Origin of the sequence: Putridiphycobacter roseus (assembly GCF_003234935.1) — a bacterium.
Classification (GTDB): Bacteria; Bacteroidota; Bacteroidia; order Flavobacteriales_D; family Crocinitomicaceae; genus Putridiphycobacter; species Putridiphycobacter roseus.
The window spans coordinates 1-20814 of record NZ_QKSB01000020.1; the positions used below are offsets into that span (position 1 = coordinate 1).

Annotated in this window: 19 protein-coding genes and 1 pseudogene; 4 read left to right on the plus strand and 16 right to left on the minus strand. The window is 33.3% G+C overall.

Annotated features, from left to right (window positions below; genetic code table 11):
- Positions 1–81 precede the first annotated feature (81 nt).
- The 6 genes from DNU06_RS16800 to DNU06_RS16825 form a co-directional block, all read right to left on the minus strand.
- Positions 82–960 carry a T9SS type A sorting domain-containing protein gene (locus tag DNU06_RS16800; RefSeq protein ID WP_111064668.1) on the minus strand — a complete coding sequence of 293 codons (879 nt, stop codon included), beginning with the start codon at positions 958–960 and terminating at the stop codon, positions 82–84.
- 157 nt (positions 961–1117) lie between these two features.
- Entirely contained in the window at positions 1118–1570 is a 453-nt protein-coding gene (locus DNU06_RS16805; RefSeq protein ID WP_111064669.1) for a hypothetical protein, read from the minus strand.
- Between the two features lie 16 nt (positions 1571–1586).
- The gene (locus DNU06_RS16810; RefSeq protein WP_111064670.1) at positions 1587–2129 is read right to left on the minus strand and encodes a hypothetical protein; all 543 of its coding nucleotides are present in this window, start codon (positions 2127–2129) and stop codon (positions 1587–1589) included.
- Positions 2130–2581: 452 nt separating this feature from the next.
- Positions 2582–3013: a hypothetical protein gene (locus tag DNU06_RS16815; protein WP_146239301.1), complete on the minus strand. Its 432-nt coding sequence runs from the start codon at positions 3011–3013 to the stop codon at positions 2582–2584.
- A 58-nt stretch (positions 3014–3071) separates the two neighbouring features.
- Complete coding sequence (locus DNU06_RS16820) at positions 3072–3515, minus strand: glycosyltransferase family protein (protein ID WP_111064672.1); 444 nt, start codon at positions 3513–3515, stop codon at positions 3072–3074.
- Entirely contained in the window at positions 3515–4504 is a 990-nt protein-coding gene (locus tag DNU06_RS16825) for a zinc-dependent metalloprotease (RefSeq protein WP_146239302.1), read from the minus strand. The genes DNU06_RS16820 and DNU06_RS16825 overlap by 1 nt, the downstream gene beginning before the upstream one ends.
- A 932-nt stretch (positions 4505–5436) precedes the next feature.
- Here DNU06_RS16825 and DNU06_RS16830 point away from each other — a divergent pair.
- The 3 genes from DNU06_RS16830 to DNU06_RS16840 all read left to right on the plus strand — a co-directional run bounded on the left by DNU06_RS16830 (position 5437) and on the right by DNU06_RS16840 (position 9243).
- Complete coding sequence (locus DNU06_RS16830) at positions 5437–6018, plus strand: TetR/AcrR family transcriptional regulator (RefSeq protein ID WP_111064674.1); 582 nt, start codon at positions 5437–5439, stop codon at positions 6016–6018.
- Positions 6019–6094: 76 nt separating this feature from the next.
- Positions 6095–7573: an NAD-dependent epimerase/dehydratase family protein gene (locus DNU06_RS16835; RefSeq protein WP_111064675.1), complete on the plus strand. Its 1479-nt coding sequence runs from the start codon at positions 6095–6097 to the stop codon at positions 7571–7573.
- Positions 7574–7596: 23 nt separating this feature from the next.
- Complete coding sequence (locus DNU06_RS16840; RefSeq protein ID WP_111064676.1) at positions 7597–9243, plus strand: FAD-binding protein; 1647 nt, start codon at positions 7597–7599, stop codon at positions 9241–9243.
- 68 nt (positions 9244–9311) lie between these two features.
- On the opposite strand, the gene DNU06_RS16845 is transcribed toward DNU06_RS16840, so the two are convergent.
- On the minus strand, positions 9312–10313 hold the full coding sequence (locus DNU06_RS16845) for a hypothetical protein (protein WP_146239303.1): 1002 nt from the start codon (positions 10311–10313) through the stop codon (positions 9312–9314).
- 45 nt (positions 10314–10358) lie between these two features.
- Here DNU06_RS16845 and DNU06_RS16850 point away from each other — a divergent pair.
- A pseudogene (locus DNU06_RS16850) lies at positions 10359–10586 on the plus strand (transposase); the annotation flags it as partial.
- A 136-nt stretch (positions 10587–10722) separates the two neighbouring features.
- Here the strand turns inward: DNU06_RS16850 and DNU06_RS16855 are convergent.
- The 9 genes from DNU06_RS16855 to tyrS form a co-directional block, all read right to left on the minus strand.
- Positions 10723–11487: a hypothetical protein gene (locus tag DNU06_RS16855; protein ID WP_111064679.1), complete on the minus strand. Its 765-nt coding sequence runs from the start codon at positions 11485–11487 to the stop codon at positions 10723–10725.
- Between the two features lie 82 nt (positions 11488–11569).
- Positions 11570–12766 carry a T9SS type A sorting domain-containing protein gene (locus DNU06_RS16860; RefSeq protein WP_111064680.1) on the minus strand — a complete coding sequence of 399 codons (1197 nt, stop codon included), beginning with the start codon at positions 12764–12766 and terminating at the stop codon, positions 11570–11572.
- A gap of 648 nt (positions 12767–13414) precedes the next feature.
- Entirely contained in the window at positions 13415–14752 is a 1338-nt protein-coding gene (locus DNU06_RS16865) for a ferredoxin reductase family protein (RefSeq protein WP_111064681.1), read from the minus strand.
- Positions 14753–14887: 135 nt separating this feature from the next.
- Positions 14888–15637 carry a nitroreductase family protein gene (locus DNU06_RS16870; protein WP_111064682.1) on the minus strand — a complete coding sequence of 250 codons (750 nt, stop codon included), beginning with the start codon at positions 15635–15637 and terminating at the stop codon, positions 14888–14890.
- 548 nt (positions 15638–16185) lie between these two features.
- A complete protein-coding gene (locus tag DNU06_RS16875; RefSeq protein WP_111064683.1) occupies positions 16186–16689 on the minus strand; it encodes a GNAT family N-acetyltransferase in 504 nt (167 codons plus the stop codon).
- Between the two features lie 122 nt (positions 16690–16811).
- Positions 16812–17009, minus strand: a complete 198-nt coding sequence (locus DNU06_RS16880; RefSeq protein WP_111064684.1) for a hypothetical protein — start codon at positions 17007–17009, stop codon at positions 16812–16814.
- Between the two features lie 106 nt (positions 17010–17115).
- Entirely contained in the window at positions 17116–18576 is a 1461-nt protein-coding gene (locus DNU06_RS16885) for a T9SS type A sorting domain-containing protein (protein ID WP_111064685.1), read from the minus strand.
- Between the two features lie 307 nt (positions 18577–18883).
- Positions 18884–19366, minus strand: a complete 483-nt coding sequence (locus DNU06_RS16890; RefSeq protein WP_111064686.1) for a hypothetical protein — start codon at positions 19364–19366, stop codon at positions 18884–18886.
- Between the two features lie 157 nt (positions 19367–19523).
- A complete protein-coding gene (tyrS, locus tag DNU06_RS16895) occupies positions 19524–20732 on the minus strand; it encodes a tyrosine--tRNA ligase (RefSeq protein ID WP_111064687.1) in 1209 nt (402 codons plus the stop codon).
- Positions 20733–20814: the final 82 nt, after the last annotated feature.

The window sequence follows — 20814 nt, forward strand, 5'->3', positions numbered from 1 at the left end:
AACTATAGAAGTATAAATCCGGTGTTATTACAAAATTAGCGAGAAAAAAACTTGTTTATAAGCTCAGTTCTTTGTTATGAGCTATTTTAAAATTAATTTTTTAGTAATTATTTGATCTTCTAATTCAATTCGAAAAATGTATACTCCTTTTGGATATCCACTTAAATCATATTTAATTAAATTATTATTGAGCTCTGAAATTAAATTTTCATTTAAATCATAAATTAAAATCGAAATAACACTTTTATTTTTATCAAAAATAAATACTTCTCCAGTGGTAGGGTTTGGATAAATAGTGACTTCTTTAGTAGAATTCAGTATGTCTTCAATTCCAAGATGATTAACATTAATCAAATAAACTGGTGCGCCTTCCATAGAACATCCCAAACTATTTGTTATAGTTAAATAGTATTCAATAGAGTATTCTGGTTTTGCAACAAATGTTAGACTTGTTGAATCTTCCAAACCATGATTTGGTTTCCATAAATAAGTGTGAGGAGCAAAGGAAGAGTTTAAATATGAATCAAAATTACAATATACCGAGTCTCCTTCTAAAATATCGTATTGATAAATCACCGGTGTAATTGAATATATTGAGAAATAAACCATACTGCTATCTTGTTTAATATTTCCAATTCCATCAGTTACTTTTAGAAAAAATCTTAAACTATCAAGTACACCAAAACCATCTATAACTATCGGGTTCGAAATAGTTGTATCGTCCAAAAAATCCGCTGCATGTAATGTTATTGAGCTACCTGGAATTGTGTAAGGTGATTCAATTGACCATTCATAAGAAAATGGTCCAGCACCACTAGTAACAGTGGGGTTGCCACCTAAAAATAAAGGAATGAAATTCTGTTCTTGACATAGAACAATTGAATCACCTCCAGCATCAATTGTCAATTGAGAAAACGAATAATTTGAAATCAATATCAATATTATAATAATTCTTCTCATAACAAATTAAATTAGTTTCAATAAATTCCAATTGGCATTATTTGCATTTGACTAACAACCATTTATAATCTCTTACACGTATTGCTTATAACGCTTGTGTATGGTGTCGTAGCATCCCGAAGGGGGCTATGCAATATACATATTGTTGTAAACTGTTTTATTTTTTAATCCTTTTTAAATATTTTATTATCAACGGTATTAATACCCCTAAAGTAATAAAGATTGTCCAGTAATTTTTAAATGGCTGATATTTTATGTATTGCTGTAAAAGCGGTGATACAGCTCCTTCAGTAGTCCAAGTTATTAGCCCGACAACAAAACCCAAAATCATCATTATAATTATTGAAAACGAAGTCCATAGTATGAACTTTCGGTACTGTTTCGTTTGTAGAACTCCGCCAACAATGAAAATCCCTGCAATTATAATTGGAAAATAGTTAAGTAGAAGAACATCTAAAGTTGTAGTTTGATGAACCAAAAATTTTTGATTTAAGGCCATTGTCCAATCTCCTAATTTTACTAGAACATAATAATTAAAAAACCATTGCAATAAAATTGAAACAATAGATGCTCCAATGCCAGTCAATATTATTTTAAATTCTGGTTTCATTTCTATTAGGTTACATTTAGTCTATGTTTAAATATCTGAAAATTTCAGGTCCATTATCAAACTGCCCTAGTTCCTTTCCGTTCTTACTTATAATGAATTTTGCATTGGTATAAGTTGTTACGTTAAAGTCTGGTTCAAGAAACAAAAAAATAGTGTCATTAATGATTTCATAAGTACCTTTCTCATGGCAAAAGTCTCCAATATAGTAGTCGTAGTAATCGTAAAGCCCATTTTTACGCAAAACCAGTGTTGACCGTTCATCTGATGCTGACAATTGTCTTTCATTTTTAAATATCTCGAATTCTTTTAACCCGAAGAAAGCTGTCACAGCTATACAGCAAATTCCTACTAGCACTGGCGTTGACTTAATAAAACTTAGAATAGTCTTTTTTTTGCGCAGTTTTAGCCCAATAATTATAATTAAAATGACTGTTAGTATTAAAAAGGCTATGATTCTCAGCTGTTCAAAAAATGTTAGGCACAAATCACCCAAAATAATATCAAAAGACGCAAACAACCAAAAAATGATAATGAGCAGAGTGAGAAAAAAAATTTTCATGCAATAAATTTCGTTAGTACTCTCTTTTATGGTTTACAACAACCGAGTAAAACACACAAACTCCAAATCACCAAGATTGTTGTTGTCGTCTTGTTTAACTGTGCCTTAACCGTTTTTAAGCATTTGTTACTTGTTATTAAATGTTTAGTTTAAAATAAACATTGGTAAACAGTTATGCAGACAAATATAATAAACAATCTCAAAAAAATAATGGTGTCGCTTTTATTTGCTGCTTTTTAGTTTGATTGTCTGTGGATTAACTTAGGGTGCTTACAAGGGTAAGGAGGGAGAGTAATTTGACTTTACTTTTTGTGGATAGTCCAACGTTTGTGCATGTTTTCGTTGCTGTAAGGTACGAAACAGGAATGAAATTTAGGTTTTGATGTAAGTAGTTTAGCTCGCTCAGAACTTATAAACTTTGAAATCTTCTGCATTTATAATTTTCTTTCATATCAGTCTTGCTTTTCGTAAATAAAACCGCCATCATTACTTGGTAGGCCAGGAGTTACTTTTACTACGCATTCATCAATAACAATTGGAGGCTGTGCACCAATACTTGTTATTAGTAATGTATCTGGTTCGTTCCAACATTCCCAAAATTTATTTGGATGATATATCGTTACTGCATCATTAGGGAGTTTAATAGCGGACATGACAAGGTAGTATTCTTTATCTCTACTTTTTTCAAATTGAAATAAATACTTCCCATTATGACTCGAATCAACAACAGAGAGTAAATTGAAAGATTTATCATATAGTTTTAAGCGCGCATTAATTGGAACAGTCAAGTTCTGATACTCATAATGTATGTTGATTTCGCCATATATCTCAATGGGTTTGTGATATAGTAGTTTGCAAGAGCACAACCATACTAAACACAACATACATAAAACTTGATTCATTTTCACTGTTTTACAAGTTTTTGAATAGTTTTTTTTCATATCAGTCTTGCTTTTCGTAAATAAAACCACCATCATTACTTGGTAGGCCAGGAGTTACATTCACTTCGCAAGTTTTAATAATTATTGGTACATTCCCCGTGGTATTGACCACAATAGTGTCAGGCACATTTATACAACTCCAAAGTCCTTGAGGTAGAAAATCAGGCACTTTTTCCACTTGTACTTTAACATCAGATATTACAAAATAGTACTTTTGTGCTTTGTTCAACTGAAATCTATAACTACCATTTAATGTCGAATCAATTTCAGAAACTAGATAAAAATCTTTATCATATAGCTTCAGATTTGCGACTACTGGTAAAGTATCCCCACCAAAGTCGTTTATTTTAACTTCTCCAAATATATCTTGCGATTCAGAGCGAAGAGCAACACAAGAGCAAAGGAAAAGTAAAAATATAAATGCATGAACTGGTATTTGTTTCATTATTTCACAATTTTTTGGTTTTTAAATATTTGCGCTTCCGGAGTTGATAGGTTTAAAACATAAATGCCTTTTGGTAAACCTTCTGTTTCAATGATAAGTAAATTTGCACCGTTTGAAACTGTATAATCACGAGTTTTAATTAATTGTTTATTAACATTATATAGGTTCACAGTAACGTTTGTATGCCAATCAATATTTAGTTGAATATTAACCTCATTATTAAAAGGGTTTGGGTAAACTAGTGCATCAAGTTTGCCATTTTCAATTTCAAAAATACCATTAGTTGCGCAGGTTACATAATTTATTTTACTTGAACCTTTGGTTAATAGTTGGGCACTTGTAAGAAGTGTACTTCTAAACATAATATAATCACCACCATCATTCGCAGATAAGTCATTAACTAAATCATTTTTAACCCCACTATATTGGAAGTGCATAATTGCATCTGTATCAATAACATGGTTTAAACCATGCCCATGTCCAAGTTCGTGTAAAATAGCGGTGTATAAATCTCGCTGATTTGATGGAACGGGAAGCCCTGTAGTGTCGCAGAAAAAGTCAAAATTACTATTTAGTTTAATATCAATTTCTTTACCAAATGATAATAATGGAGTGCCAGCTGGGCTGTAATTTAAGTGTGTCAAAGAAGCAGAAGCAACTGTATTACTAGCCATTGAGTCGGTAGGAACAGAAAAACGAATGATACAAACAGAGTCAATACCTGAAACTGTGTTAGTAAAAGCTGTATCAGTCCCCATTTTCCAGTCAATACCTGTTAAGCACGTCCAGTCTTCCAAGGCTTTTCTGATAACTGCTTTCATTGCACCATTTTTATAGTTAGCAACAGCTGTATCACAATGGAAAGTGTATGTACCATTAAAACTTGTATGGGGGGCTAAATACACTGGCTCTTTTGTTTTATTGTTTCTATTCTGACTCACGTTTTTGTATCGTTCTGAAAAACAACCGTTAGCATTTCTGTTTTTCAATCGTGTTTTTTTCTTTTTTTCAGCTAATTAAACGTTAGCTTAAAGTAATTATTTGTTTTTCCCACAAAGGGAGGAGTTACTTAACAACCGAGTAAAACACACAAACTGCAAATCACCAAAATTGTTGTCGTCTTGTTTAACTGTGTTTTAACCGTTTTTAAGTATTTGTCACTCGTTTTTAAATGTTTAGTTTAAAATAAACATTGGTAAACAGTTATGCAGACAAATATAATAAACAATCTCAAAAAAAATAATGGCGTCGCTTTTATTTGCTGCTTTTTAGCTTGATTGTCTGTGGATTAACTTAGGGTGCTTACAAGGGTAGGGAAGGACAGTAATTTGACTTTATTATTTGTGGATAGTCCAAAAAAATAGGTCGCCATAGGTATAGATGCGTAAACCATAACAATGTCATCTCCTGAAAAAAAGATGGGACTTAAAACGTTTCTTTTACTGTTAAAATATGAGGCTTGCTTACAAAAAGAGATAGGCTGGTCAGACACTGCACCTTCTCCTACAAAGGAATAAGGTTTTTTAAAAAGTGAAATGACACATACAATATTTGTATTCAGTGATTAGCGCAATCGAAACTTTTCACCTATGAGGATGCCGATTGGCCGTGAAAAAGAAGGTGTTTTTTTCACGCTACCTATGATTTTTAGATGGAATAAATTCCAAGGGATTTCAAATACTGTGCGAATGAATGAGCTTGTACAATCAATGTTTCGGTAGTGGGATTAGACCATTGGAAACAATATCACTTACAGCAGGATTTACAATGAATCCCCAGCGCTTTATGCTGGACTTATTTTAGTCGATTTTAAACCGTAAAAACGAACAGAAACTATTAATTCAGTTAAAAAATAAACAGCTAATCCATCAAATAAATTGTCTTTTTTTGTAAATTTGGACAGTCGTCTACTTACTGTATTATGAATCAAAAAGAAGAAATGCTTAAAGTAGGGTTGAGATTATTTTCAACCCAAACCTATTCATCTACAGGAATTCGACAAATAACAAAAGCGGCGGGTGTTCCAACAGGTTCTTTTCATTATCATTTTAAAAACAAAGAAGACTTTGCAATTGCGGTGCTGGATTATTACTTCAAAATAGAGGTTGCTGACAATGCGAAAAGCCAATATTTTTTAGATGATAGCATACCCGTAAAAAACAAAATCATTAAGCTTTATTCAAATGTGATTCATTCATACACGGGCAATGCCGAAATGAACCCACCGAATAGTGCGGTTGTCTCTAATTTAGGACAGGAACTTTCTGCCCATAATCAAAAAGTGAAAGCACACATTAGCATGATTATTGAAAAATCTCACTTGCTTTTGAAAGGCCTAATAGAACAAGGAAAAATAGATAAATCCATTACTAGTAAAATCGACGCTGGACTTTTAGCTAATTTATTAATTGACTTATACGGCGGGGCGCTTATTCGCAGAAAATCATTGCAATCGGATGCGCCTATGGATGATTTTATTTTAGCGCTCGAAAAAATACTGTAATTTTTTTAGCTGCATATAAGGCCATCCAACTATTTAAAAATATTAATAATACCTAGACAATAAATAAGACAATAGCATGAAAAAAACAAAAGTATTACTTACAGGCGCTACAGGAAATATGGGGAGCGAAGGCTTAAAACAGTTGTACGCGAATAAAGATAAATATGATATTGTTTTATTTTCATTACCCACCAAAGCGGATAAGAAGAAATTAGCGGCGTATGAAGGTAAGGACAGTGTTACTATAGTTTGGGGAGATTTAACCAATTATGAGGATGTGAAGCGAGCGGTTGATGGGGTAGATATTGTGCTACATGTTGGAGGAATGGTATCTCCAAAGGCCGATTATCATCCAGCACTTACCATGAAAGTAAATGTAGGAGGTATTCGCAACATAATTAAGGCGATAAAAGCGCAAAAAAATGCGGATAAAATTAAATTAGTTTACATTGGGTCAATAGCGCAAACAGGGGACAGGAGTGCTCCAATTCATTGGGGACGTACAGGAGATCCTATTAAAATAAGCATATATGATAATTATGCAATTTCAAAAACAATCGCAGAACGCGAAGTAATCGAGTCGGGTTTAAATTACTGGGTGTCGCTAAGGCAAACGGGCATATTATATCCAGGGATTGGCGCTGCAAACGGCCTTGATCCTATTATGTTTCACACGCCCATGAATAACGTAATAGAGTGGGTTACCGCTGCTGATTCTGGTAAAATGCTCGCCAATGTTTGTAAGGCTGATCTACCCGAAGACTTTTGGAGAAGGATTTACAATGTTGGTGGTGGAGAAAAATATCGGACTACCTACTCGGAATTTATGATCGAAAGTACCCAGGTGCTGGGGATAAAAGATTTTAAGAAAGTAACGGACTTAAATTGGTTTGCTACCGGTAATTTTCATGGACAATGGTACGAAGATTCTGATGTTTTAGAGGAATACTTACATTTTCGAAGTGGTTCATTAGATGGGTTTATTGCTGAATTAAAACAAAATGTTCCCTTTTACCTGAAATTGACAAAACTTATTCCTTCCTTCATCATGAAGAACTTTGCCTTTAAACCAGCTGCTAATAAACCAGCAGGTACAATGAACTGGATTAATAACAACAATAAAAACGCGATTAGTGCTTTCTTCGGTTCCAAAGAAAAATGGGAAGCAATTCCTGCTTGGTCTGATTTTAAATTAGAACCTGCGCTAGCAAAAAAAATTCGACTGAATCATGGTTATGATGAAAGTAAACCCAAAGCCGAACTTGATATCCAAGATTTAAAACAGGCCACTGAGTTTCGTGGTGGGAAATGCTTGTCAGAAAAAATGGAAAAGGGAGATTTGTATGACAAACTCGCATTTAAATGTGCCTTTGGGCATGAATTTGAAGCAAGTCCAGCGCTTATCCTTCTCGGAGGGCATTGGTGTCCGGATTGTTTGCCAACCCCATGGAATTATGATGCGGAAGCAAAGCGTAATCCATTTTTTGCACAAGTATGGTATCCGCTGCACGACAAAAATGAAGCAAACTATTATGAGGATACCATTTACAAATAATTAAACTGCAACCACAAGAAAATATGAAACAAATACAAACTGATTTTTTAATTGTGGGGTCCGGTTCCGGAGGAATGACCGCTGCAATTACAGCGCATGAATTAGGAATGAATACCATTGTTGTAGAGAAATCCCCCTATTATGGAGGCTCCTCAGCCATGTCTGGTGGTGCCGTATGGGCACCGAACAATCCAGTCCTTAAAAGAAATGGTATTACAGATTCAGTGGAAGATATTGTGACCTACATGAAAGCAATTACCAATAACGAAGTGGAGGAATCCAAAATTGTAATGTATGCCGAACAGGGACAGGTATTGTTCGAAATGCTTGAAAAGAAATCGGGTTTTATGAAATTTAGTTATTGTAATGGCTACAGTGATTATCACCCCGAAGCGCCTAAGGGCAGACCCGAAGGTCGTTCAATTGAAGCTGATCCCTTTAATTTAAATGAATTAAAAGAGGACAAAGCACTTTTGCACCCAACAGACATTGCTGTACCAAAAGGAGTGTTTCTGACCGGGAAAGAGTTTAATGAAATGGCCATGATGATGCGCACCTGGAAAGGGTTTACGCGGGTAATGAAACTATCGGTTAGAACAGTTGGGAATTTAATACGAGGAAAAGATACAACCGCTTTAGGTTTAGCACTGATGGGAAGGCTAAGAATGGTTTTAAAAGAAAATAAGATTCCTTTATGGCTTAATTCTCCCTTGGAAGAATTAATCTATGTAGACCATAAAGTTGTGGGCGCCATAGTCAACAAAGGAGGCGAAAAAGTACAAATTAACGCATCAAAAGGGGTGCTTTTGGCTATGGGTGGATTTGACCACAATAAACTATTGCGCAAAACCTACCTGCCTACAATAGCGCAGGATGTTTTCAGTTCTGGTGCCATTGAAAATTTGGGAGATGCGGTAGCAATTGTTGAAAAATTAGACGCTAAACTTGAATTAATGGACGAGGCGTGGTGGATGCCCGCTGTTCAACTCCCCAACAAAACTATGTTTCCACTTGTTTCTGAGCGTGCCATTCCTCGTTCAATTATAGTGGGTGGAGATGGGAAAAGGTTTACCAATGAATCCAGTCCTTACGTTACTTTTGTGCACGATCAAATCAAAGCGGGATGGAAAACGGTATGGCAAATACTGGACAAAAAAGCAGTGAATAGATACATGTATGCAGGCAAGCCTCCAGGGGTTCCCTTCTCAAAATTATGGTATAAAGAGGGGATTGTTTTCAAAGCAAACACCATCCAAGAGCTCGCTGAAAAAATCAATATAGATGCTACGAGTTTAGGCCATACGGTAGCTGAATTTAATGAAATGGTAAAAAAAGGGAAAGATGAATTATTCCAAAGAGGAGATAGTGCCTATGATAAGTATTATGGTGATCCTACATTGACAAACCCAGTGTTAGACCATTTAAATAAGGGACCGTATTATGCGGTTAAATTAAGAATTGGTGATTTAGGTACTAAAGGCGGCATAAAAGCAAACGAATATGGCCAAGGGCTGAATACGAAAGGGGCTGTTATTAATGGACTCTATGCTACAGGAAATGTGGCAGCATCAGTTATGGGAAGAGATTACGCAGGCGCAGGTGGGACTATTGGTCCGGCTATGATTTTTGGTTATGTTGCCGCAAAACACGCCAATGGATGGGAGAAATAAACCATAAAATAGTACCGTTTTTTTGATGTTGTAAATCCTGAAGTGAGGTGGAGGTATTAACAGTATTATTACCACCAAGAATCAAATTTACTAAAATCAAAGTATCGAATATTAAAGGTGTCTTTACCAAGGTTTCTGTATGCTTTTTTGCGAATGTCCTCAAATAGTATTGTGTCATGTTTGGCTGTGGCTTTCATGATGGCTTGTAATCTATCTCGGTTCCTGTAATAGTCCTTTGGACCTGAGTTTATTAATTCCATAAATATGCCATTTGCCCATTTATTCTTATAACTTGCTAATGCAGCATAGAAAAGGTCGTCGGGGTCATTCATATTGTCCTTTTGAAACTTTTTATGATAGTCGTACATAAATGGTATGAAACGGTCATGCGGATACTCTTCTATGATTTGAAATTTCTTAAAATCATATGCAAGCTTATTTATTTCTGACGCAAGAAAATCTAAATCTTTTTCTTTCCTATAGGATGCAAGTGCCATTAGTGAAGCTCTTGTAGCTGAATCTTGATTAATTTGTAATACTTTCTGGTAGTATGGTTCGTAACCTTTACAGTCCCATAAGATATTGGAAAATGCGCCAAGTTCTGGATGATTATAAAAAATTAGGTCTCTTAAAGAATCTTTTGTATTACCTTTTAAATAATCAAAAGCCTTTTCCATGATAAAATCGGAAATTGTTCTTGTATAAATAACACAGCCTCCGTTTAACATTATCTCTGTTGTATCTGAAAGATGGCCAAAAATAACTTCCTGCATGTATTCATACCGCGCTTCATTCAGTGCTAAAAAGGAATAAACACGAACCATTGGATATTTATGGTATGTCAATTTTACGAGTTGTTCCTTAGTAATACTGTCCTTAAAATAATGAAATGAATGTGTCGAATCATTTTCATAGGAATTCTCATTCCTAAAATTATCGATATGGATACTTAAACGTGAATCTGAGAGCGCTTCTATTTTTTCATCAAGAACTGACTTTTCTATGGGTACATCATTTTTGCACCCCAAAAGAGCAAAACAGACTAATAATATGGTAAATTCTCTCTTCAATTAAAGTGGATGTTTGTGTCAAAAAATATGTTGTTGTTATGGAACGAAACAGCTATGCAATATACAAATTGTTTGGGCTTGTCACCAACAATAAGGACATCAGGTTCAAGTGTAAAAGGACAAAGTAGAATCAGAAATAAAGATGTTAGAAACCTACTTTTCATGTGTTCGTTTACTGCCTATAAGTGTAATCCATCTTGCGCGCAGTTGTTTGAAAGAATCGTTAATAAAGGGAAAAGTAAAAAACTAGCACTACTAGCTATATGTAATAAGTAAACTAGGCAAGGGCTAGCAATTTCTAATAGTAGCATTCCATAGGTTGAAAACTATAGCAGTATAAATCCGGTTTTAATGTGAAAATAATTGGAGAAAAACTTTTTTATAAGCTCAGTTCTTTGTTATATGCTTTTTAAATCTTCTTTTTTTGAAACGGTATAATAAGCCCTACATTGAAACCTATGGCACGAAATAAAAAGTCATTACCCCATGAGGATAATGACGAAAAGTCATAACTGTAATTAAGGCCAAAACTTAAATTTACGCCATTTGGGTTTGTTTCATTTAACCGGTATCTTGCCTTTGCAGACGTGACAATTCCAAAAATTGGTAGATCCGTGAAAACAAAAGAATTGTTTTGTATAAAGTCAATATCTTTCCAAGTTTCGTAACTGTATTTACTTTTATATTTATAATCAGATAATAATTTAATTGTAGCTGAAGTCCCTATAATAATTGATAATTTATTTGATAGTTTAATGGGTACACCGACACCTATGTTTAGTTGAAAAAATCTAAACTTAATCTGGTAATCTCTTTTTTCACTGTAAGGTAAAAAACCTAAACTAAGTTCTCCTATGCTTACAGTATGCACTACATTTGCATCTAATGCATCAAAACTTGGGTTACTATAGGAAATGCCTGTTTGTATTTGAATTTTTCTTTTTGTATTAAAATTTAAGCCAACAGAATTTGTCATATTAAAATTTCCATTTTTTTCTTGAGATGTTCTCCAGCCAGACGTAGGAGGGTTTAATTCTTCAGGGATATATTTAATAAATGAATGCTCGATTCCTCCTTGAATAAACAATTCCACCCTAGTTGATTCCTGTGAAAATAACAAATTCAAGCTTAGTAAAAAGCTAATTAAAAATCCTATTTTATAAATTATTTGCATAGTATAATCTGTTTTACTTCAGTGAAAGATAACGCTTGTGCAAAAAGTCGTTTTCAATGCTTTTTGCATGTTGTTACTTACTTTAGTATTTTATAAATTTTAAACATTGTTTTCCAATTGAATTTTCCACCTCTACAAGGTAAGAGCCCTTTTGTAAATGTAAAACACCAATAACTTTAGAATCATCAGCATTTAAACTACTTTGGTAGACCACTTTTCCCGTATAGTCAAATATAGTAACACGTGAAAAATCAACTAAGTTAGTTAGCTTTATAAATTCATTTGTTGGATTCGGAGACAATGCAATTTGGGGAGAAATATCGAATACTTCTAAGCCTGAAGTTCCATTCCCAAGTGCAAGTACATGCAGTGCATTAACTGTTGATACATAAAAAACAGAATCCTTTGCAGTGACTGAGTTTATTTGGCCAGTGAATGTTGAATTATAGGAGCATAAGAAAGTAGCTGCAGACAAAGACACCTCAAATACATTAACGCCCCCTCCCAATTGAAAAATATAGTTGTTTTTTAAAACAAGTTTTCCAGAGGAGGCAGCTCCTGTCCCTTGGAAAATTCCAACAGGATTTGTTGGGTTAGATATATCTATCGCATCAAAACCATTACCTGTTTTTGAAACAAATATTCGATTATTGGTAAAGTCGGGAGCGATATCTGCATATCCTCCACCAAAGCTTGTAACAATATTCATATTTGTAGGGTCTGAAACGTCAACAACTTTAAGACCAAGATTAGTTCCTATAAAAGCATAGTTCCCACTCACAACCACACCTTTTGGAAAGCTTCCTAAGTCTAATTTACCAGCGACAATTGGAGCAGTTTTATCCGTGATATCAATTGAATATAACGTGTCTGAGTTTGTTGGCATAAATGCATAATTACCGTCAATCGCAATATCATAAGCTGTTCCGCTAATGTTATATGTAATACCTATTTGACTGGGAAAGTTTATATCTGATATATCCGAAATCATGAAATACCCTGTCATGCCACCGCCAAAATAGGCATAATCAGTTTCAACCTCAATGGCTAGAGGGAAATTAGCTGGGTTTCCAAGTGAACCTGACGGAGTAGGACTAGAAGAGGAGGTGACATTTATAAATTCTATTCCAGATGTAGTGCTAGTTATTACTCTATCTTGATAATATTCAATAATAAAGTTTGCATTATTATTCCAAAGTCCTAATTCACTAATACACTGGCAAAAGGTACTGAAATTAATTACAGTACTCAAAATAACTAAAGTTATAATTCTTCTCATATTGACCTTATTACTATTACTAACATTTTTTTACTCTAATAGAGCAGTTGTTAGTTTTTCTTACTTCTTTCAGCAAATTATCTGTTATCTGAAAATTTACTATTTATTTTTTCCACAATGGGATTTATTGTACCTAACAACCGAGTAAAACACACTAGTATAAATAACAAAATTGTTGTTATCGACTAGTTAGCTTTGCATTAACCATATTTAAGCATCTGTTACTTGTCTTCAAATGCTTAATTTAAAATAAACATTTGTAAATTCGGTATATAGACAAATATAATAAACAATCTCTTTAAAATTAATGGAATAGCTTTTATTTATTGCTTTTTTGTTGGTTGTTCTGTGGTATAATTTAACGCGCCAACAAAGGGTAGGGGACTTGTTGAGTTTAACGCTTGGACCTTTGCCCTGCTTTAGCCAAATTACACAGCACTGTTAATAAATGCTGGTAATGGCTGCGAGATTATTGCTTTTAGTTGATTTTGCCTAGAACCTTTTTTATTTTTCCCCGAAAAAAGGGAGATTACCAATACCGCTTCGGTTATGCTTAGAAAGGTGTTTCGGAGAACTGCAGCGCAATACACTGTCATCCGTTTTATTTGCTATATACCTTTTTCGGTACGGGTAATATGCTTCAATAAATTAACGCATCTCAAACAATTCTTGATGAAATTTTGAATGAAGGCCATTTTTTTTAAGGTCTTTTTTTATTGATTTGCCCATCTTTGAGGGACCGCAAAACCAAACACTTGCAGCTTTCCAATCCGAAACAGAATTTCGGATATGTTGTCCTGAAATTAGCGCTGATTTAGAGGTTTCGAATAAGTGTAAGTTGATATTGGCTTTTGTTGATAGTTGCTGTAGCTTATGCTTAAAACTAGCATCTAAGTTCGTTGCCGAGTAGAAAAAATCAATTTTTTGCTTATTATTCTGTTGTACTAAACGTTCCATTCTTGCTAAAAACGGCGTAATACCAATACCTCCGGCTATCCATATTTGACTTTCATTTTTGTCGTTAAAGGTGAATTTCCCATAAGCACCTTCGAGTACTACCGAATCGCCTATTTTTAACTTATTAGCCAATTTGTTAGTATAACCGCCAAGCGCCTTAATGGTAAAACTGACATTTTTGGTGTTTTTATCCCAAGCCGAACTAATTGTAAAAGGATGGTGTGGCTCTTTCTTTTCAAATTTAAGAAATGCAAATTGCCCTTCATGATGTCCTTTCCAATGATCACTTTTCACTATTAGTTCAAACATATTCATCTCGGGATAGGTGTGGATAGATTGAATAGAACCTGCAGACTTTTGTTTCTTACCCACTTGTCCAAAAAGAACAATAAAGGAAGAAACTGTGCCTGCTATCATAAAAATTGCCATAGTTATACCAATGGGTTGGGTCCAATAATCGATATACATTAAAGCAAAAGAATGAAAAACCAACATTAAATAAATTACCGCCATTGCAATGTGTGTTTTTGCAAAAAATCGATAAGGTATTTTTTTTAGCAATGCCATAATGATAAAAAGTACGGTTAAATAAAAAGCATACTCACCTACTAGTTTTCCTGGAGATTCAAGCGATTCCAGAAATACTTCAAATGCGCTAGGTTCAACTAAGGAAACAGTAGCACCAGAGATACCATCCAAAATTATTATCCGATCTAAATACAACCACCATTCCGGTAATTTTGAAACTAACCAGTGCATAATCGAAAACGAAAATGCAACAATACCTAGCCATTTATGCAAACGGTAAATTTTATCAAGTCCACCCAAGCGTTTCTCAAGCCACATGGGACGAGTTGCTAATAGCATTGAAAATGTCATTGCATAAAAAGCGATAATTCCGGTATACTGATCCAAACTCTTCGTAAACAAGTTAGAATCAAACGGAATATACAGAAGCGTATTTGTTAGAAACCAAATTATTGTGATAAAAGCAATGGATGAGGCGAGTGTTAGTTTTATTTTATTCATTCAAGCTTTCTAATTGTATTAGAAGTCAATACTGTTAAGATTATTTTCATTTTTGGGTATTTGCTCGAGACCATAAAATAGGAACAAAAATGTACAGCAATTAATTTGCAGCGTTTACTACCAATCAGTATTTAATTAAAGTTCAATGATCACGTCTTCTTTTGCCAGACGCGCTTTAGGCAATTTACGGTTATAGTCTTTTTCATCTTCGTGATAACCGATTGCTAAAGCGAAAGTACATTCGTAATCGTCTCCCAATTCTTTAGCAAATTCTTTCTTAATTTCATCCGCATCTACTCCTTCCATTGGGGTGGAGTCGATATTTAAACGTGCTAATGCATGCAACACGTTCCCTAAAGCAATGTAAGTTTGCGCTTTTGTCCAATGTGCATTGTTTCCATTTTCATCCGCTACCATCTCCGCAAATGAGAAAGATCCCTCAAGTTTTTTGTCATATCCTTTTTGATTCATGCGTCCTGCAGCTAAACTAGCGTCTAAGCGTTTTTTGAAATCTTCTTTGCTATAATGCATTTTATTGGCAAAAAGGATAATTTCCGAGGCATTTTCAGCGTGAGGCTTATTGAATTCATACTTTTTAAATGTGTTGGCGAAACGCTGTTTTGCTTCGTCACTTTTAATAACGATAAATTTCCATGGCTGTGAGTTGATAGAGGAAGGCGATATGCGTAATACTTCTTCTATTGTTGCCAAATCTTCTGGGGAAACGCGTTTTGTTTTATCGTAGGCTTTTGATGTATAGCGACTGCTCAAATCTTCCATGATTTGATTTCCAACAGAATCTTTTGGCGTTTCTCCTTTTTCGTTGGATGAACAGGCGCCTAAAATCCCTGCGAAAACTGCTAAAATTAAAATTCTTTTTTTCATTTTTCTAATTATTAATATTCAACTATAATTTTTATGTCGCCAAAAATAAATGTAATTATTATACTGCGCAATAACGGTCAATATGGATAGTGTGTTTTCCTATTGTTAATCTGTAAAAAACAATTAAAAAAGTTTGCGGGATTTTAGCATTTTGTATACGGGTATTGCTTGTCTCTGAGTTGATTGTGTATAGGTGACTGTGCTATTTAAGCAACTAAGTCCGTAAATAAATCACAGATAGTATATTCCGTAGAAGTTCTCGTAAGTAATGTTTAAACAAGGGGATAGGAGTTTGAGGTGTTGGCGATAGTGTTTTATTTGTTAAAAAATTATAATGTTCTTATAAAAGAGAAACACAGCCGAATAAACAATCCCTTAAAAATTAATGGACTAGCTTTTATTTGTTGGTTGTTCTGCGGTATAATTTAACGCGCCAACAAAGGGTAGGGGACTTGTTGAGTTTAACACTTGGACCTTTGCCCTGCTTTTGTCAAATTAAACAGCACTGTTAATAAATGCAGGTACCGACTAAGCGATTATTACTTTTTTTATAGTGCCTTTTCATAAAGGTTAAAGGCCGACAAAGACAGTGCTTTTACGCCAACTTTTTTAAAACCTATTTTTTCGTAATAGCTACAAAGTTTGGGGTTTTTTGAATCAGCATCCAGCCTTAAATATTTACAGTGATCATTTTTAGCATTGCTGGCTATTTTTGCTAGTATTTTAATGCCAATACCCTTGCCGTTATACTTTTCTTTAACCACTAAAGAATGAACATATATTGCTTTTTCGTCTTGCTTTCCCCAATACATCAAATCTTCTTTTAAAATCCTTACCATGCCAAACCATTCCTCCTCCTGCAAGTCGTAGATAAAAAAGAACTCCTTATTTTGAATGCCATCCATCACCCAATTGATCTGTTCCTGTGCTGGGTTTTTCCAATATTGCCAATGGTCAACATTCAATTTGTTTATTTTTTCGGCAGTTTCCTTGAATAGGTTCAAGACTATATTTTTGTCTTTAATTTCAACGCGTTTAAATATAAAATCCATTCAATAAGTTTTTACTTAACACACCCGATAGGTCAATGCAAAAAAAGCAACATCATAAAAATACTAAACTTAAGCCAATAGTCATTCTTATCCAAACCTTTTTATTCAGGTAAAGCATGCTATTATTTCTTTAAATCTTTTATGGTTTTTGCTGCCATAACAATAATTGGAACAAGGGCGTAAAGTAACCCATCTAGGCAAATTTGACCTATGTCATTTGTTATAATCCCACCATCAAACAACAGTATATGAAGCATTAGCACTGCAATTGAAGACAGATAGAGTAGAATAATTGTAAAAGTATTAATAAATAAATTCATTTAGTTTTATGTTAATTAACAACAATCTTGGCTTGCTGCTACTACTGGTTGTTATGCAATATACACATTGTTGTGTAGGATTATTTCTAACTTTTGTTACTCGTTTTTAAATCTTAATTATCTTTCCTTTTTTAAGAACCGTTTCATTACCTTTAAGTTGGTAAATGTATGAGCCTGAATTTAAATGGGAAATATCTACATTACTTGATTCAATTTTTTCTTTAAATACCAATTGCCCCATCATATTGTAGATTTTAAGTTCAATTGTTTTACCGTTTGGAATACCTGAAAAATTTAAAATACCTTCTGCAGGGTTGGGGAATAGACTAATATTTAATAATGGACTTTCTAATACTGGTGTGGACAAGAAAAACTCGCTTAAATAATCCGGATCTTCATTTCCGTATTTATCGTATTTAATCCAGTACATATCACCTTTTGTAGCTAAATCTTCTTCTACATCTCTGTAAAAAAGCGCAAAGCATCCTGTGTCCGGTGTAGCGTAAATATGTATTAAAAGGTTGTTACCATCACCTCCAAAAGATTTTTCCCAGTTTAAGTTTCCGTCTGAACTTAAACAATAAATTTTAAAAGAAGAAAGACAATTGTAGTCGTCAGTGACAGAGCACGCTCCAAAACTTGACCCAGAGTATATATAATTAGAATCGATTAAATCAATTGCAAAATGAGCTGATAAAACGTCTTGAGTAGGAATACTATCAATAAAAATAGCAATGGCTGTATCAGAATTAATTTTGTGTTTATAAACCACATGTCTAGAAGGCTGACCCCATACACCTTGACTTATGCGACCATTTATGAATAGCGTATTTTCATTGATGACACTTTTTTCATTGATAAAATGATTATCATTTAATAGATCAACAGCATTTATAATTTCAAAAGTATCGTTTTTATGATAGATGATTTGTTGCGTATCATAATAAAAAGTTAGGTATGTACTATCGTTAATGGAATGAAAGTCATATGAATCAACATAAGCATTAATAGGGAATTCATGGATAGTATTATTATTATAAATAGAATAATAATAGCTTTGAAAAATTGGATATGGTTGAAAACCTTTCATTTGTAAAACATCATTTTCATCAAAATAAGCACTTACAATTCTATCAATATTTCCTGAGAGATAAATTTGATGAGATTCTAAAACCAATGATAGGTCTTGTGAACGTTTCTCAAGAAAAAACTCTGGATTAATATCATTCGGACTATTCCAAAAAGATCGAATAGTATACATGTTATTATAATTATCTTCTATTATTAAAGCAATAATATTTATTGAATCTACTTTTGAGAAGATGGACGTTTTTATTGTCACTTTATTGACAAAATCAAAATAAGCTAAATTCCCTGTAACTTCTGGAATTATGTCCGTGTTAATATATTCAGAATGAAGTTTATTATTGTTGTAATAATACAAATCACCATTATATTGTTCTAGTTGAACAATTAAATCTCTTTTTGAAGTTGCTTCTATTGTATTAAATTGAGAATAAGATATAATAGAAAAAAATATTGAAATTAAAATAAGTATATTTTTCATGTAATTTATATTTAATAATTGGGGCACAATCTATAATTGCATCTCAATTTTTTTTGCTTCATTTTAGGCAAGAATAAGTGTGTTAATGCAAGTGGTTTGAAATAATTTAGTTGAATTACTTTTTTCACTTTCAGCACATCCAATTAGCGTAAACATTACAATACTAAAAATTAAGGTTTGATTAATCATGTTATTTTAATAGTTGTTGATGTTTGAGCTATGGTTTATTGCTTTCACTTCTAATTTGCTTGTTGCCGTCTGGCTAAACTGCGTTTTAATGCATTTTGGTTTTGTTAGTCTTAGTATTTTATTGTTTTACATATTCATCTGGTATTCTGAAAGTTGCATATTTCCTAGTGTATAGCGTATTTCCATTAACTACAGTTTTTATTATTTCATTAGCATTAGGGCGATTTGGACTAAGATTTCCATTTTGAAGCAAGAATAGAGTATCAGTATGGCTATTAGTTTTTAATAGTATAACAGGAAGACTATCTTTCTTGAAATAAACCCAACTTCCTTTTGTCCTAAATCTACTTTTTTTTGTTTTATCCATTGGAGGCGGCATTTGCGGCATATTACCTGGAGGAGGAATATAAAATTCATTGCGCTTGCGCTTAAGAGATATACTGTAACCTGAAACCACAAGCTTCCCATTGTCTTTAAGGTTTATCTTGTTGGTGCCTCCATACAAAGAATGACCAATATATTTACCAGGGATTTCTTTCTCTGAATCTATATTTTGGAAAGTAATTAGAAATAGAGGTATGTATGCTAAATGTAATTTCATAATGATATGATGCAAATTCCAAGATATTCCATATTCTGAATTAAGCCTAACGTGTTTGTATATGATTTGTTGCGTGGTTTAAGTAACTAATTACCGACCAAGAAAGTCCGCGAGTTGCTAGCAATAAATTATATACGGCTTAAGTTAGCAGCCGGCTTTATTCTATTAATTCGTAAAAATCTCTTTTTCCTATTTTTATTTTTGTACCTGATTTTATGGTTATTTCTGTATTTATATCTTTGTCTTTTTTCAAATTAACTTGCACTGCACCACTTTCAATTAATCTTCGGATAGCAGATTTTGAAAACCCTTTTTTCAATTGAACACATAAATCTATTAATTTAATTGTCTTTTTTTCTTGCTGGATATTATTAATTAATATTGGTACAAATTCTTTTTCTTCAAATTTCTTGTTCTGAAATTGGTTTTTAAAGTGTTCTTCTGCTTGTTGCGATAGGCTGCTATTATGGTATTGAGTAATAATATTTTTAGCAATTATTTTTTTTATTTCCATTGGGTTTTCTCCATTGTTTAAGCTGTTTTTAATTGCTTGTTTTTCGTTTAAAGAGAAATCGGTTGTTAAATGAAGGAATTCCTCAATCAAATTATCGGGAATAGACATTGTTTTTCCAAACATATCTTTTGGATTATCTGTTAAACCTATGATGTTGTTTAACGACTTACTCATTTTTTCTATTCCATCAAGTCCTTTTAATAATGGCATACACATTACAATTTGTGGATTCATCTCAAAAGTTTCTTGAAGTTTTCTCCCCATTGTACAGTTAAAAAGTTGGTCTGTGCCTCCCATTTCAATGTCTGCTTTAATTTCTACCGAGTCAAAACCTTGTAAAATAGGGTAGACCATTTCGTGCATTGCAATTGGTGTGTTTTCTGTAAACCGTTTATTAAAATCATTTCTATGCATAAGCTGAGCAACGGTCACTTTTGATAAAACTTGAATCACTTCTGTAAATGATAATTTGTCTAACCATTCAGAATTAAAAACTATTTTAACTTTATCAATGTCTATGATTTTAGATAATTGATTGATGTATGTTTCAGCATTATGTTTAACAGCTTCTACTGATAATGGTTTTCTACTTTTGTTCTTTCCTGTAGGGTCGCCAATTCTTGCCGTAAAATCTCCAACTAAAATTATAACTTGATGCCCTAAATCTTGAAACTCTCTGAGTTTTTTTAGTACAACTGCGTGTCCTAAGTGTAAATCTGGTGCAGTTGGGTCAAAGCCAAGTTTAATAATGAGCTTTCGATTCTCTTTTTTCGCTTGTTCTAACTTTTCTTCCAATCCATTTTCAGGAAGAATGATTTCTACATTTTCTTTTAATCTATTTATTGTTTCCATATTTTTGTCTAGTCCTAAATAATCGATACAGATTATTAAAGGATTAAATTTATTAATTAAAGCTGAACAATGATATCATTGT